This window comes from Microcoleus sp. D3_18_C2 (genome assembly GCF_036702395.1).
Classification (GTDB): Bacteria; Cyanobacteriota; Cyanobacteriia; order Cyanobacteriales; family Microcoleaceae; genus Microcoleus.
Map to the genome: position 1 here is coordinate 71,139 of NZ_JAUBTG010000003.1, position 15,989 is coordinate 87,127.

Here is a 15,989-nt window from a genome sequence, read left to right on the forward strand (position 1 = left end):
GCCCTTACTTTTAGAGAAAAACCTTTACTAAAGTCACTGTCTGCATTTGAGTAAATAAGTAGTCATCTGGCCTTTGCCTTTAACTTCGATCGCGCCGCGACTTTCAAATACATACTTGTCCTGCAATATATCATAAATTGCAGAGGTGACTTGAATGCACCCCGGCAAGCCGTGGGATTCCATGCGGGAAGCGGTGTTAACGGTGTCTCCCCATAAATCGTAAATAAATTTTTTAATTCCAATAACTCCCGCGACAACCGGGCCGGTGTTAATGCCGATTCTGATGCTAAAATCTTGATTGTGGAGATTGCTGAAGTCAGTAATTGCCTGCTGCATATCGAGGGCCATTTGGGCGATCGCCTCTGCATGATCGCTGCGGGGCATGGGCAGCCCTCCTACTACCATGTAAGCGTCGCCAATCGTCTTAATTTTTTCCAAACCGTGCCTTTCTGCTAGGCGATCGAAGGTGGAAAAAATATCGTTAAGCAAGGAAACTAATTCCGGGGGAGAAATTTGGGAACTAATTTGGGTAAAACCGACTATATCTGCAAACAATACTGTTACTTCGGAAAAAGTATCGGCGATGATGCTTTGGTCTTGTTTTAATCTATCGGCGATCGCTTGCGGTAAAACATTGAGCAGGAGACGGTCAGATTTTTCTTGTTCTAAGCGCAAAGCTGCCTCAGCTTGTTTGCGAGTTGTGATATCTTGAACAGTACCTTCGTAATAAAGCAAATTTCCATGTCTGTCGCAGACAGTATAAGCATTCTCCGCAATCCAAATTATACTGCCATCTTGGCGGTAAACTTGAGACTCAAAATCTGATACTTTGCCGTTTTTTCGCATTAAATTAATGACTTCGGCGCGGCGTTCTGGGCATACATATAGCTGGCGGTTAATATTAGTTAAAGTTCCCTTCAACTCTTCAAAGGAACTATAACCGTAAATACGAATTAAAGCAGGGTTGACGCTGAGATATTCCCCATCGGGAGTAGTTTGAAAGATGCCGACGATCGCATTTTCAAAAATGCTGCGGTATTTTGCCTCAGCTTGTCGCAGCGCTTCTTCAGCGCGCTGGCGTTCTCGCGCTTCCATTGCGAAAGTTACAGAGTCTGCTAGAGAAACAGCGAAACTTTGTTCTTCAATAGTCCAACGGCGGGGCATTCCTACGTGTTCTAAACAGAGAACTCCGGCTGTTTCTCCGCCTATTTGAATCGGCGTATCTAGCATGGAAGTGATGCCGAACGGAAGTAGGTAAGATTCCGCAAATTCTCTAGTTCTAAAATCGTTTTGCGCGTCAAAGGCAGCAATTGCGCGTTCTTCTCGCAGTGCTTGGAAATAGACAGGATAGTCTGCTTCTGCTAATTGCAAACCGTCTGAGTGCTGGTTGACAGCGCGATCGAACAAATCCAGGCACTCGATCTTGGATTTAGTGCGATCGTACAGCCATACGCTCGATCGGGCAACTTCCAGAGTACGGCTAGCAGTTTCAGTTATTTCTTGAAGCGCCTTTGTTAAGTCGCCTTGATTCAGCGCTTTATTTTTGGCTAAATCAATTAAGGCCGATTTCTGTTTCTGTAGCTGAAGTTCGCTTTGTTTCAGGGCATTTGTCCGCTCTTCAACTCGGATTTCCAGCTTTTCATTCAGATGAAGCAGCGCTATTTCAGCTTTTCGGCGAGCGGTGATATCTGTGCCGATGCAGAGGATGCCCAGGATTTCTCCCGCTGAATTAACCAGCGGTTTATTTGCCCAAGATACCCAAACGCGATCGCCACGGCGTCGGAGGTTTTCATTTTCATAGCTGGTAAAGCGATCGGGATTTTGTAAAATTTCATTATAAACCAACTGTAAGTTATTCCCTTCGATGTCTGTCTGCGGAAGAATTGTTCCCATTGCATTTTTACCAATGACTTCTTCCTGAGTGTAGCCAAAGAATATTTCAGCAAATTCGTTAAAAAAAGTAATATTGCCGTCAGCATCCAATTTCAGAATAATGCTGCTTGCATTTTCCACCAATTCTCGATATTTAATTTCGCTTTCTCGCAGCGAATTTTCTGCCTCGGCGCGTTCAGCTACCGTCGCTGCCAATAACAGCGATGTAATTGTAACTACAGCCATAAAAGCTTGCAAAAATAAGATAGCCTGAGTGATATTTTCGGCTTTGGCTATGAACGGCCCCCCTCCCTGAGAACTGCCCATAATTGCGATGCTTGAGACAATGAACGATGCTAGGACAGCGGCTCGTTGACCGAATTGGAGCGCCGACCAAATTATGAAAGGAAACGGCAAATATTCCAGGGGATAACTAGAAATAGAAGCTTCAGTTTTCGACACAAAGACCAGCCAGCTCACCCCAATTAATAATAATAACCATACTGCCCGCCAAATTAAATATTTTTGCTGGCTGCCTGTTTGTCTTTTTAAACGCTCGGCGGTTACTTTAGGGCGAAAAAATATTAGGATTAAGGGAGTTAAAATTAAAACTCCCATTGTGTCTCCCAACCACCAATCCCACCGAAGCGACCAATATTCTGTCCTATCTACTTTCCCCGCTAAATATAGGGAAAACGCGCCAATCGTACAACTGATTTGAGTAGAAATTAGACCGCCAAACAAGATTAAATTAACTACATCTTTCAAGCGATCGAGAGATGGACGAAACCCCATCCAGCGCAGGGCAGTTACTGCAAAAACAGCTTGCAGAATTGCCCCGGCGTTTCCTCCCAGCCAAACCGCAAATATCTGTTCATTTGGGTTAACAAAATTTAGCAGGAATGTACCCAAAACTATGGCTGGCCAGACTTTACTCCCAAACAACAAAAGTCCAGCTTGTGCAATTCCTGCGGGTGGCCACACCGAGGCAGCAAAGGGACTAACACCTTGAATTGAAATTGCTAGCCTCGCCCCCACGGCGTAAGCGACAGCAACGACAGTTACTTGGGCTAAGTACCGCCCAATTCGGGATTGAGGGAATCGCAGAAACTGATTTAGGTTCAGATTCATACCGAGTTTTAAGTTTTAGGGGATTTCACATCTCAAGGAAGAGGGAAGTTCGGCAACGAGCAATGTACGGGATGTAACGGATGTAATATCAATTCCGGTTGTATCGGAATGAGGAAACCGCAGAGGACACAGAGGATACAGAGAAAGGGAAGAGAGAGATGAATAATTCTGATGCCAACGGATTTGATATAACGGATGTAACGGATGTCAGGAAGAGGGAATAAGGAAGAGAAAGAGGGGAGCTAATGTAGGGTGTACACCGGGCACATTGCGAGCCTAAATGTAGGTGCGCGGTGCGCGCACCTTACCAATTATAAAGGCTTAGTTGATGGCGGCTTCAATCCACTGTTTTAAAGTAGAATTTACTTCATCAATGAGAATTTCATGTGATTGGTGAGTGGCTCTTTCCACAACTTCAACTTTTCCTGCTTTCAGCGAACGGCCCGGAACAATGCGATAGGGAATGCCGATTAAATCAGCATCTTTGAATTTAACTCCGGCTCGTTCGTCACGGTCATCTAGCAAGGTTTCAATGCCAGATTGGTTGAGTTGTGCGTAGAGTTTTTCGGCGACTTCTACTTGTTGGGCGTCGGAAATATTGGGGATGCTAATGATGGCGTGATACGGCGCGATCGCCACTGGCCAAATTATCCCGTCTTTGTCGTAGGATTGTTCTACGGCCGATTGAGCTAGGCGCGACACGCCGACGCCGTAGCAGCCCATAACAAAGGGCATTTCTTCGCCTTGTTCGCTGGTGTAGGTGGCGCCCATTGCTTGGGAGTATTTGGTTCCTAATTGGAAGATGTGGCCGACTTCGATGCCTCTGGCACTTTCCAAGGTTTGTTCGGGGTTGTGCACTGCCCGATCGCCCTTTTTAGCTGTTCTGACGCCTACAACCGTTGCTGGCAGGGGAAATTCTTTGTTCCAATTAGCCCCGACAACGTGGTATCCTGATTCGTTTGAACCAGTGACAAAGTTTGTCAGATCAACTGCTGTGCGATCGACCAAACGCAAAAACTTGGGAGATACCCCCCCTTGCCCCCCCTTGGTAAGGGGGGGATTTGAGTCTTCTTGCCCCCCCTTGGTAAGGGGGGGATTTGAGTCTTCTTGCCCCCCCTTGGTAAGGGGGGGTTGGGGGGGGTTGGAGGCGATATAATCATCAGCAAGATCCGGAGCCATATAACCCAGAGGTAAAGATTTAGCCGCCCATTTCCGCTGAGCTTCCGCATCGGGAACAGTCAAAAATAAAACAGTTTTAGCTTGATAATTGCCCGCTAACTTCGTCAATTCATTCAGCAACTTTACCTGATTCACATCTTGGTCGCCGCGAATGCTTACCAATACCAAGACTGTGATGCCATTGTCGTAAACAGCTTGGTAAAGCACATTTTTGACAACTTGCGTCGGAGAACATTTCAAAAATTTGCAAAGTTTATCAATTGTTTCAGTTCCCGGCGTTTCCCGCTTTTCAAACGTTGCAAAGGGCGACGGTTCCACATCCGCAGGCATCGATACAGCCTTTTCCACATTAGCTGCATACTGACCATCTTCAGTATAAAGAACTTCATCTTCCCCCGCTTCAGCCAACACCATAAACTCTTGAGAACCAGAGCCGCCAATTGCTCCCGAATCAGCATCTACTGCTCGGAATTGCAAGCCCGATCGGCGCAGCATATTGCTATAAGCTTGAGCCATATCCTGATAAGTTTTTTTCAAACTTTCTTCGTTAGTGTGGAAAGAATAGCCATCTTTCATAATGAATTCGCGACCGCGCATCAACCCAAAACGCGGGCGAATTTCATCGCGAAACTTAGTTTGAATTTGATAAAGATGTAAAGGCAATTGCCGATAGGAACGAATCATATCTTTAGCAATTGTAGTAATTACTTCTTCGTGAGTTGGGCCCAGTCCCAATTCTCGCTGCTGCCTATCTGTCATGGCAAACATAATACCTTCAGCTTGAGTGTAGGTATCCCAGCGGCCGGATTCCCGCCACAAATCGGCCGGTTGCAATTGCGGGAGGAGACATTCTTGAGCGCCGGTAGCGTCCATTTCTTCGCGCACAATTTGAGATACTTTTTTGAGAACTCGCCACATTAAAGGTAGATAAGCGTAAATTCCGCTACCGATGCGCCGGATGTATCCGGCACGGAGTAATAGTTTGTGGCTGGGAATTTCTGCTTCTGCCGGGTCTTCGCGCAGGGTAACAAAAAGCATTTGAGATAGTCGCATGGCTGATTTCCTTAAAATACCGGATGAGTGTAATTTTAGATCAACTTCTGATATTATCAGAACTAAGCCCGATTTGATTAAATATATGAATAAAATTTGGCAAAACTACGAAAAAGGTATGGCAGTCTTTGATAATTGTCACTCTCCTACTGTGCAATCTCAGTGGCTTGCCTTAAAAGATGAAATAGGAGAATTTGTTCGAGAACCTAATTTAAGCGAAATTTGGGATATTGTTCATGCTGCTGGTCGATTGCTTTACAAACTAATCGGAATTCCATTATATTTAATTGCCTATCCTACGGTTCGCAAACACAGTCAACGTTTCGAGGAGTACGGCTGTATTCGCAGCATTCGCAACTGTGAGGGTAAATGCTGCGGGAAAAATTCGTAGCCTAGGCTGCGGCGCACCCGATATCATGTTTGTTGAATGACGCGCAATTACATTCTAATGACCGACAGCATCCAGGATACCCGCCACGTGATTCATCCGTCCAGGAATAAAAAACCTGTATCCGATGAAACTTGCCGAACGTATTTATCCGTGGGATGAATGCTTCAATCTAAAATCTAAAATCTAAAATCTAAAATGGATTGACCGGATTCAAAAAATAATGCAACTTTAGGCAAGCGCCAAACCCATATCCCGTAACTAATTCCCAATCTAAAATCTAAAATCTAAAATCTAAAATCGCATGACCAGATTTATTCACGACCAATTTGCTAAACAGTATCTGAAAGAACTATTAACCCCTCTCGGTAATGTAGAAACCAGCCGGGATGTTGCTGGAGAAGTAAGGCAGGTTGACGTTTTATTTTCCCCGAAAGCAGAACCGGAAGTCGAAGCAACAGCCCTCGGCATTTTGGGTCAAATTGCAGCAAAACCCGCTGTATTTGAACCCTTCCGCAGCCCCGTCCAAATCGGAGAAATTCGCAGTTGTCTGGGCAAACTCTTCGATATCCACGGCGAATTTGAACGCGCGGCAGTTAGAGAAAATACCCGGATTGCAGAGGCAGACTTGCCCCAACTTTGGATACTGTCGCCGACTGTTTCCGACACGATATTAGCTGGATTTCGAGCGATTCCCGAACCGGAAAATTGGGTAAGTGGAGTTTATTTTATGGGCCCATCTCTGAAAGCAGCGATTATTGCCATTCACCAACTCCCCCGGACTCCAGAAACCCTGTGGCTGAGAGTTTTAGGGAAGGGAAACGTGCAGAAGCAAGCTATTGCCGAATTGAGAGAGTTACCCTCAGATAATGTCTTTCGGTTGAATGCGTTAGAATTGTTGTACAACTTGCGAACGATATTAGAAGTACGTCAAGACATAGATCGAGAAGATCGGGAGTTAATTATGGAACTGTCACCCCTCTACTTGCAACGGTTGGAAGATGCAACTCAGCGAGGTATGCAGCAAGGTATTCAGCAAGGTATGCAGCAAGCTATGCAGCGCGCTCAACGCCTGATAGTTGAGAGTATGCTACAAGTAAAATTTGGCGAGATTGATGAAGAATTAACCCAAATAATCGAGCCTTTGATTGAGCTAGAACCCCTCGATCGCACGCGACTAATTAGGCAGCTCGATCGCTCTGAATTGCTAGCTCATTTTGATGCGTCGAAAAACCAACCCGAATCCTAACTCAGCAGCGTACTCTACAATCGGTAGGGTGCGCTAAATATCACTTTACTATTTATTATATATCGAGAAAATCTGGAGTTAATTATGGAACTGTCACCGCTCTATTTACAACGGCTTGAAGAAGCAACTCGGCGAGGTATCGAGCAAGGTATTCAGCAAAGTATCGAGCAAGGTATTCAGCAAGGTAAACGCCAGAATGTTGAGAGTATATTACAAGTAAGATTTGGCGAAATTGATGAAGAATTAGCCCAAATAATTGAGCCTTTGATTCAACTAGAATTTCTTGAAATCGCGCGACTGAGTATGGATCTCGAACGCCGGGAATTACTAGCTCGTTTTGACCCTAACAATCAAACAGAATCCTAACTCGGTAGCGTACTCTACGATATGTAGGGTGCGCCGAAAATTACTTTACTACTATTGATAATGGGTGGCAGCCCCCGCATCAAACTTGCCACTTTGATGCGAACTCTGCTGCTACTAATCCCTTGAAAACTAATTTCTGACTTTAGACGGATTTATTTTTTAGCTTCCAGAGCCATAATAAGCAGTAAGGATGAGATCACTAGATAACTGATTAACCGCTCATCCCAATTTCACTAATAAGGGCTTCAGTAAGATAAATCCGAACCCAAATAAAACATCATCTAAAGATTACAAAGATCCCTCAAAAAAAGTTGGGGGCCGTTTTCGATGTGCCGAGTTAGGCATAAAAACTTAGGAGGTAAATTATGTTTGAAAGCGAGTTATTAATTTCGCTGTACAGTCCCAAATTCAATATGGCCCAAATGCCAGTAGAAATGCCAGTAGAAATAGATGTGCCATTTGAGCACCCCGATATCGGAGGGCTGATGTTTTTAAGCCCTCAGTTTTTCGTGGCATTAATCGCCGGAGTCATCATGGCTTTCGGCTTCCAATTCCTGTTAACCAATTTCTCGATTGCCGCCAAAATCTCAAATTGGGACGAGGCTTTACCCGACGATGACGATGATGATGAGTCCGAAACTTTAGGCAAGAAAGTTCGGAAAATCGAAGGTTTAGTCGGGGGTTGGATTTTAGTCACAGTTAACCTGGCTTTATTTTTGGCTTGTTTTCTGGCAGTAAAACTAACTTCAATTGCCTCGGTAGACGGAGCGGCAATTATTGGTGTGGTCATTTGGTCGGCGTACTTTTTAACGCTGGTGTGGCTCGGTTCTAGCGCCGTCGGTTCCATGATGGGTTCCTTGATAAAAACTGCTTTTTCAGGCGTTCAAGGCGTGATGGGTAGTGCTGGTGCTGCGATCGGCGGCAAGATGGCTAGCGACCAAATGGTCAATACTGTAGAGGCATCTGTTGCCGCTGTCCGCCGCGAATTGAGTTCGGCGGTAGACCCGGATAGCATTCGCGAAACGCTGCAAGATTATGTGGGTTCTTTGCAGTTACCGAAACTAGATGTTAAGGAAATTCGCGGTCAATTTGAAAAGTTGCTGGGCGATGCAGATATCAAATCTCTTGCGGGAAGCGACGTTCTGAAGAATGTTAACCGCCAGACTTTTGTGGATTTAGTTAAGAGTCGCACAGACTTTACTCAAGAGGAAATAACTCAAATTGCTGACCAGCTAGAAGGCGTTTGGAAGCAAACTTTCGGCAAGCAGCAAGAGCAGAAAGACCCGAATTTAGAGTTGGTTGATTTTCTCAAGTTTGCGGCTCCCGATTTGCTGAAGTCTGACGAACTCAACGCCAAGCTGTCTCAAATTCTCGAAAGTAGGGAAAACAAATCGGAATCCAGCAGCGGCATGAAGCGAGCGATGCAGTTGGGTGTGGAATCTCTGGTGGGCACTGTTTTGTCGCGGACGGATTTGTCTGATTTGGATGTTGAAAAAATCTCTGGTCAGTTGCAACAACTGACAGCCAAAGGGACGGAACAAGCGAAATCTTTGGCTTCTAAGGTGGGCGACAAAGTGCCTGCGCTGCCTTTCAATACAGCTAAGGCTGATGTGGAAAACTACTTGATGAATGCCCAACCTTGGCATCTCAACCGGGAGACAATCAAGCAGGAATTTAGGGATGTTATTTATGACCCGGAAGCTTCTCCTGGGGCGGTTTTGCGCCAGTTAGAGCTGTTTAATCCAGATTATTTTGTAGGAATTCTGGGTCGCCGCGAGGGGTTTGCTCCTGAACAGGTGACGGAAATTGCCGAACAGCTTGAAGGTGTCCGCCAAGAAGTGTTGGAAATTGTGCGAGATGCTGCTGGTGAAGAACAGTCTCAAGATTTGCGGAGCCGGATTGAGAATTATTTGCGATCGACCGGCAAGGAGGAATTGAATCCTGAAGGTATCGAGCGGGATTTCCAAGCGCTTTTGGAAGACCGGGATGCTGGTTTTGAGGCTTTGCGCGATCGCCTGTCGCAGTTTAACCGCGATACTTTGGTGCAGTTGCTGGGTCAGCGGGAAGATTTCAGTCCAGAGGAAGCCGATCGGTTAATCGGGCAGCTCGAAAGTTCGCGCGATCGCGTAATTTCAAGAGCTCAAGAATTGCAAGAGCAAGCGAAATCGAAAGCCCAAGAATTGCGGCAAAAGGTAGAAGACTATCTCCGCAATACTAATAAGGAAGAACTCAATCCTGAAGCGATCGAGCGCGAGTTTCAAACGCTGTTAAACGACCCGGAAGCCGGATTCAAAGCGCTGAGAGAACGCTTGTCTCAATTCGACCGCGATACGCTGGTGCAGTTGCTGTCACAGCGCCAAGACCTCAGCGAAGAACAGATCAATCAGACGATCGACCGGATCGAATCTGTGCGCGACAACATTATCCACGCGCCGCAAATAGTGGCAGATAGAGCTAAGCAACAGTACGAGGAAGTTACTGCAAAAATTGGCGAGTACCTGCGGAATACAAACCTGGAAGAACTCGATCCAGAAGGCCTCAATCGGGATTTGACTAAATTGTTTGAAAATCCGAAAGAGGGTGCTTTGGCACTTCGGGACAGACTTTCTCAGGTCGATCGCGAAACTTTAGTCAAGCTGCTTTCGCAGCGGGAAGATTTGAGCGAAGAACAGATCAATCGGACGATCGATCGCGTGCAAGATTCAATTCGCAGCATCGTGAAATCGCCCCGCCGCTTGGCATCTCGCGCTCAAAAAACAGTCCGGGATTTCCAAGGCAGTTTGGAAAATTACTTGCGGAATACGGACAAGGAAGAACTCAATCCTGAAAGCATCAAACGCGATTTGCAGTTGCTGTTTAGCGAGCCTGGTATGGGGATGCAAAGTTTGGGCGATCGCCTGAAGCACTTCGATCGATCGACTCTGGTAGCATTGCTGTCGCAGCGGGAAGACATCTCCCAAGAGGAAGCTAACAGAATTGCCGACCAAATTGAATCTGTCCGCAACCAAATTGTCGAACAAGTTCAAATGGTTCAGGACAAGTTTCAGTCAGCAATGGATGGTATTTTCGGGAAAATCCGGGATTACCTCAATTCGCTCGATCGACCAGAGCTCAACTACGAAGGCATCAAGCGGGACTTACGCAAAGTGTTTGACGACCCGCAGGCCGGATTTGACGCGATTAAAGAGCGTTTAGGTGAGTTCGATCGCGCTACTTTAGTTGCCCTGCTGAGTTCTCGTTCCGATATTTCCGAGGCACAGGCTCACCGAATTGTTGACCAAATGGAAGGAGCAAGGGACAGCGTTTTATTGCGATCGGAACGCCTGCAAAATGAAACCAAAAAACGCATCAAACAGCTCAAGAACAAGGCCAAGCAGCAAGCAGAAGATGCGCGCGAAGCGGCAGCCGCCGCAGCTTGGTGGCTGTTCGGTACGGCTCTGACTTCTGTGGTTGTTTCGGCTTTGGCTGGAGCAATAGCAGTCAACGGGATTTCGGGTTTGTTTAGCTAGATTTTCAACGAGTTTGAAATAAAGTTCTCCTGATTCTAGGCTGGCTGTTTGCCAGCCTATTTTCTTTGGAATGATATCATGTCCGGTTGATTTGGTGGCATTGGAATTATTATGCAGTGCGAGCGTCCTCGCTCGCGGTATGGATCGCGAGCGAGGACGCTCGCACTGACATTATCCAAATATATGATTCCGATGCCACCGAAAACGATATTATTTATCGCCGATCGAACTAGGAGGAAATACTTTAGATAAATCTAGGGACAAATCCCCAAAATTAGGGAGGGCAACTGTTTCGTTAGGCAGAAAAATTCTCTTGACGCGATAACCAAATTTGCCTTGCGAATTCTGATAAGGTTCGCTGTAACATTCCAAACAAATTTCTAATAAATTAAATATCCAATAATCAGAGATAGCCGCTTCAGCATAAAGGGGCAACTTGACTTGTTTGTCGTAATTCAAAGAAGAATCCGCAATCTCAATCAGTAACAATATATCCGCTGTTGTGGGGTGACAGGATAAATAGTCATCAGGGCGATTTTGCACGATCGCGCGATCGGGTTCAGGTTCGCTGTCATCCGGCAGAATAATCGGTTGTTGCCCTCGCAGTGTCGCCCTTTCTCCCAGCAGCTTAAATAACTCGCGTTCCAAGCGTGTCTCGCAAACAGAGTGAGCGGTACCTTTAGCTGCCATTTTCACAAGTTCTCCCTTGATTAACTCAACTCGATCGTCCTCACCAAAGAACCCCAGTTCTGTCAGGCGATGATATTCCGCTATGGTGAAACGTTTTGCAGTTGCGATCGACATAACAGCCACCTCAATACAGGTATGTTGCGATTATAGGCGATCGTCGATCGGCTAAACAATGCTAATCATGAGCTTCGCTAACAACAATCTTGTCAAATTTGCCTCATCCTTTGGTTGCACTTTTTCCCAATTTTTGTGAATTTACTCGCCGAACTTATGTCCGGGATCATCTCTGTCTTAAGCAAGATTCTAGCATCACTATTTATTAGGTACTTTAACTTAAGTAGCAAACAAAAGTTTTCTCAAAAATAAGAAAACTGAGCAATACATATTATTTTGGAGGCTTGAATGACCTTTACTACCAGTGCTTACGACCAAGGAAAAGCAGATATTAAGCAGTTGAGTGTAGACGACCAATTAGGTTTGCTGTGGTTTGTTTACACCGAAATGGGCAAGTCAATAACGCCAGCGGCTCCCGGTGCTTCCGGTTCGGAAATCGCTCAGGGTTTGTTCGAGCAAGTCAAGCCTCTGCCCCACCAAGAACAACTACAAGTAATGCGGGACATTGCCTCAAAAGCAAATACTGAAATCAGCCGGATGTACGGCTCGATGAGTCCTGAAACCAAGCTGGCTTTTTGGTATTTCCTAGCGGTAGGAATGGACGAAGGAACTATTATTCCCGTGCCTCCAGACTATCAACTTCCCGACGCAGGAAAAGCTTTATTAGGAAAGATTGAGGGGATGGATTTCCAGCAGCAAATTGATTTCCTTCGCGGTACAATTTTAGAAATGGGTGCTGAAGCCGCTCCGGGGGCTGGCATTTAAAAATAGGACTTACGAAAAACAACCCGGTTTCTCGGAGAATATTGGGTGTGCTAAGGACGCATTTTTTAGGAAGAAAGCCGGCTTTTAGCCGTTTGATACGTAAGTCCTCAAAAAGATTAGTAAGGAATGAGAATTAAATAACTTACAATGCGTGATGGTTCTTGTGGGATGGGCACTCTTAGCCCGTCCAGAAAGGGCGGGCTAAGAGTGCCCAACTCCTACTTCCCACTTTCAAGAGTGTAAATTATTTAATTCGCCATCCTAAGTAGCTCAAACTAATACGCCGCGCCAGAAACCCGGTTCAAGAAACCGCGTTTCTGGCTGTTCTGTTTTTTTAGCTTTACGGCGACTATCCGCACTTTACAGCTAATAACTGAATTCAACGGATTTATTTCCTACAACTTCCGGCGCAGCGACTGTTAAACGCATATTTTCGCAGGCAACTGTTAGCAAGGGCTGACCCAAGTTAAAACTGGCAAAAGGGCTTTCTTCTGGCACATCTAACTCGCCTCTAATCAAGCCGATTTTAGAACCCAATTCTCCTTTAAATAACAGCAAATTGCTGCTGTCAGCGCTGAAAACATTTCCGCTAAAAGGCACCGGGAAGGCTAAAGTTTGCTGGCTGTAATTGAGGCTGCACAGTTGACGGTTTCCTTGGCTAACTGTGACGCGGTAGCCTAGGGGTGCTGCCTTTACCGAATCGCTACCTTCCCAACTAAATTGAGCTAATTCTTTAGGAAGTCCCCAAATTTCGCGCCCGCCAGCTACCGAGTTAGGATTGTCTACGTAGATGTGGGAAATCCAAGCGCCCCATTTTCCTGCATAATTGGCGATCGCACTAACTACAATTAACTCATTGTACTCCATCACCGAACCCAACCCGTAGGACGATATATAAATGCCAGCTAGGGTTTTTCCGGGCAATACAGAGACAATTTCTAAGTCAGAGGGAACCAAGGGGCGCACTCGTGCCACATCTACCAATTGTAAAGTCCCAACAGCATAACCTTGCAGATTCCAAGGTGCAGATGGATATACCATTTTCAGTGATTAAATTTATGATATTTTATATTTATTTTAGCTTGGGGCTTCAAAAAGCCACAATTTTGGGTATTTCTTCACAAGTTGTTATGAGTTTACTTTATTTAAACAAATTAATATGTGACGGTAAATTTGATGAATAGTTGACTTGGGTTATCTGTTGTATGGGGGCGGGTTTAGTAATATTGTTAGTAGGAATTAGATATTTTTCGTAAAACCCGCCCCTACAGATATTATCAGCGTTTATCCGCGTTCATCTGCGGTTAAAAACCTCCAAGTCTACTTACTAGCATAACCCGTACTCACCAAAAACTCCCGCAACTTCCCAAAGTATTGAGTGCGATCGCGCCCTTGATAAACCCTCTCCAACAATTGCCAACCTTCCGCCTCCTGGCCCATGACATACTTGTTCGCCATGAAGGCCGCCAAAACCCCTTTCACCTCCCCATCTTCACTCAGACGCTTGTTAGATTCCAGCCAAAGCTCAGCAGAATTCGTGTATATTTCCACCGGATACTGTTTGCTAACATCTTGCATTTTACCTTGGCGGTACTGCCAAATTTGCAGCGGAAAGCGAGAATCAGCGTAATTTGTAAAAGCCTCGGAAAATCTGCCGTCCTGACTCTTAAACTCTGGGATATCATTTTTGCCCAAATCGACAATTTCGTAACTCACATTGCCCCAGAAATGCTTGAGATGAGTGTATTTGCTAGCTGCCGAATCGTAGCGGTAAATAAACGAATAATTGCAGCAGCGGACACCGCTTTTGGTTGAGACTAAATCTGCCAGCACTTCCGGTTCCTTGTCCCCGTCTAAATCACGAATTCGCAGCGATAAAAAACGTCCTTCTGCTATTTCTTCGCTGGCTCTTTTGTCTGGATTATCTACTAGAGAGCGAGTCGGAATCAGCACTGGTTCTTCTAATAAAATTTTACCGTCACGGATAATTTTGATGCGGAGATTTTTAGCATTTTCTGCTTCTTTTACGAAAGAAACTTCCGCCCGAACTTTTCCCGCTTCCGAGGTTTCTGTTGTTCGAGGCGGGCCGATATTCGCCGGAACTTGGGCGATATATTCCGAAGGAATTAAGGCAGTTTGGCCGGGTTTGGCGATCGCCTGACAGAAAAAACTTGCTACTTCGGCGCGAGTAGCATTCCGAGTAGGTTCTAGCTGTTTAACAGCCGGATAATTGACTACAAGTTGTTTTTCTGTGGCGGCGGCGATCGCACTTCTAGCCAGTTCGGGAATGTCCCGCGCATCTTCAAAAGTCGCATCCAAAATCTCAGCCGCCGGCCCTGCGGGTGTATATTTTAAGCCGCTGGTTAAAGCTACCAAAACCTGCCAGCGGGTAACATTCAATGTCGGGTTAAAAATACTGCCGCTGTAACCGGACATAAAACCCGTCTGATAAGCTTCTCGAATTGCTTTAAAACCCCAGTAATTTGTGGGAATATCTGCAAAGCCGATCGGAGATCGGACGGTTTGGGCATCTGGAAAAGCCATGCGAACCATGGCCGCAAACTCAGCGCGGCTGACGGGGCGATTCGGGCGAAAAGTGCCGTCTTCGTAATAGCCACTGATAATTTTTTTCTGTGCTAACTCCTCAATGCAAGCTTGCGCCCAATGGTTGTTAACATCCGTAAATTTGGCTTGAGCAAATGCCGGGGGTACATTCATGCCCGGAAACACTAAATTCCCGATGATTATCCCCAGGGCTACCAGTAAACCGATGATAGCTTGCCATCTGTGCGATCGAATCATAGAACAGACTCCTCTACTTACCAATTGGCGATCGAAACCGAAGCAAATTTTATAGAATACTAGGTATTTTAACCTGTTTCTCTTAACATACTCATGACTAGCGCCTTCACAGCCGCGCAGTGATTCCGAGAATTGCGAAGCAATTTCAAAGCTTGGCTATTGCTGCGCTTGGGATTGCAGTGACACAATCATGCAGAAACTTGTTCCCACAGTCGATCGACTGTCACGAATTTGTAACCTTTATACAAAAGCAATGGAATTATTTTATCCGCAGAGGCTGCCACATCTTCGCCACCGCAATAGCCGTCGTGCAGTACAATAATTGATCCGTTTTCTGTTTGCTGCACGATGCGACTAATAACTTTCCTAACCCCCGGCCTCACCCAATCTTCCGGGACGACACTCCACATTACAGGGCGATATTCCCACTGTTGCAATAACTCTAGTGTTCGCGGCGTAAAAATGCCGTTGGGTGGCCGCACGTCCAGGATTAATTTTGGGTCTAAATCGCAAGCTTTGGCAATTGCTTTTTGCGTGTCTTCTAAACTTTGTTTGAGTTCGTGGGTTTTGAGTTTGGGAAACGATATATGCTGGTAGCCGTGGAGACCGATCCAGTGTCCGCGATCGCAAACTTCCTTAGCCGTTTCTGGATGCCTATCCACGCAAAAACCTAGCAAGAAAAAACTAGCTTTGATGTCGTATTTATCTAAAACTTTTAACAGTTGAGGTGTGTGCTGACGGTGAGGCCCGTCGTCAAATGTGAGGGCAATTTCTCGGCTGTTGATATCTCCCGTCCACAGACATCCGGGAAAAGCCGATTTGAGAATGGGATGAACGACAGGAAACAGGGGTGCTAATGGCATTGATTAAC

Annotated in this window: 10 protein-coding genes and 1 pseudogene; 5 read left to right on the forward strand and 6 right to left on the reverse strand. The window is 45.8% G+C overall.

Annotated elements, in window-relative coordinates:
• Positions 1–33 precede the first annotated feature (33 nt).
• Positions 34–3,003 (reverse strand): adenylate/guanylate cyclase domain-containing protein, encoded by a 2,970-nt coding sequence (locus QUA88_RS02965; protein WP_333052890.1) that lies wholly within the window; start codon positions 3,001–3,003, stop codon positions 34–36.
• A 321-nt stretch (positions 3,004–3,324) separates the two neighbouring features.
• The gene (gene proS, locus QUA88_RS02970; protein ID WP_333052891.1) at positions 3,325–5,235 is read right to left on the reverse strand and encodes a proline--tRNA ligase; all 1,911 of its coding nucleotides are present in this window, start codon (positions 5,233–5,235) and stop codon (positions 3,325–3,327) included.
• Positions 5,236–5,320: 85 nt separating this feature from the next.
• Here proS and QUA88_RS02975 point away from each other — a divergent pair, with 85 nt between their 5' ends.
• The 4 genes and pseudogenes from QUA88_RS02975 (at position 5,321) to QUA88_RS02990 (ending at position 10,747) form a co-directional block, all read left to right on the forward strand.
• Entirely contained in the window at positions 5,321–5,626 is a 306-nt protein-coding gene (locus tag QUA88_RS02975; protein WP_333106907.1) for a hypothetical protein, read from the forward strand.
• Between the two features lie 301 nt (positions 5,627–5,927).
• Positions 5,928–6,872 carry a hypothetical protein gene (locus QUA88_RS02980; RefSeq protein ID WP_333262830.1) on the forward strand — a complete coding sequence of 315 codons (945 nt, stop codon included), beginning with the start codon at positions 5,928–5,930 and terminating at the stop codon, positions 6,870–6,872.
• Between the two features lie 66 nt (positions 6,873–6,938).
• A pseudogene (locus QUA88_RS02985) lies at positions 6,939–7,238 on the forward strand (hypothetical protein); the annotation flags it as partial.
• 365 nt (positions 7,239–7,603) lie between these two features.
• Complete coding sequence (locus QUA88_RS02990; RefSeq protein ID WP_333270166.1) at positions 7,604–10,747, forward strand: MFS transporter; 3,144 nt, start codon at positions 7,604–7,606, stop codon at positions 10,745–10,747.
• 210 nt (positions 10,748–10,957) lie between these two features.
• On the opposite strand, the gene QUA88_RS02995 is transcribed toward QUA88_RS02990, so the two are convergent.
• Positions 10,958–11,551, reverse strand: a complete 594-nt coding sequence (locus QUA88_RS02995) for a Uma2 family endonuclease (RefSeq protein WP_333052896.1) — start codon at positions 11,549–11,551, stop codon at positions 10,958–10,960.
• Between the two features lie 288 nt (positions 11,552–11,839).
• Between QUA88_RS02995 and QUA88_RS03000 the strand changes: the two genes are divergently transcribed.
• On the forward strand, positions 11,840–12,316 hold the full coding sequence (locus tag QUA88_RS03000) for an orange carotenoid protein N-terminal domain-containing protein (RefSeq protein ID WP_333157866.1): 477 nt from the start codon (positions 11,840–11,842) through the stop codon (positions 12,314–12,316).
• 366 nt (positions 12,317–12,682) lie between these two features.
• On the opposite strand, the gene QUA88_RS03005 is transcribed toward QUA88_RS03000, so the two are convergent.
• From QUA88_RS03005 to QUA88_RS03015, 3 genes are all read right to left on the reverse strand, one after another.
• Positions 12,683–13,357 carry an acetoacetate decarboxylase family protein gene (locus QUA88_RS03005; protein WP_333270169.1) on the reverse strand — a complete coding sequence of 225 codons (675 nt, stop codon included), beginning with the start codon at positions 13,355–13,357 and terminating at the stop codon, positions 12,683–12,685.
• A 279-nt stretch (positions 13,358–13,636) separates the two neighbouring features.
• Positions 13,637–15,118 carry an S-layer homology domain-containing protein gene (locus tag QUA88_RS03010; RefSeq protein WP_333270174.1) on the reverse strand — a complete coding sequence of 494 codons (1,482 nt, stop codon included), beginning with the start codon at positions 15,116–15,118 and terminating at the stop codon, positions 13,637–13,639.
• A 188-nt stretch (positions 15,119–15,306) separates the two neighbouring features.
• Positions 15,307–15,981 carry a polysaccharide deacetylase family protein gene (locus QUA88_RS03015; protein WP_333052900.1) on the reverse strand — a complete coding sequence of 225 codons (675 nt, stop codon included), beginning with the start codon at positions 15,979–15,981 and terminating at the stop codon, positions 15,307–15,309.
• Positions 15,982–15,989 lie beyond the last annotated feature (8 nt).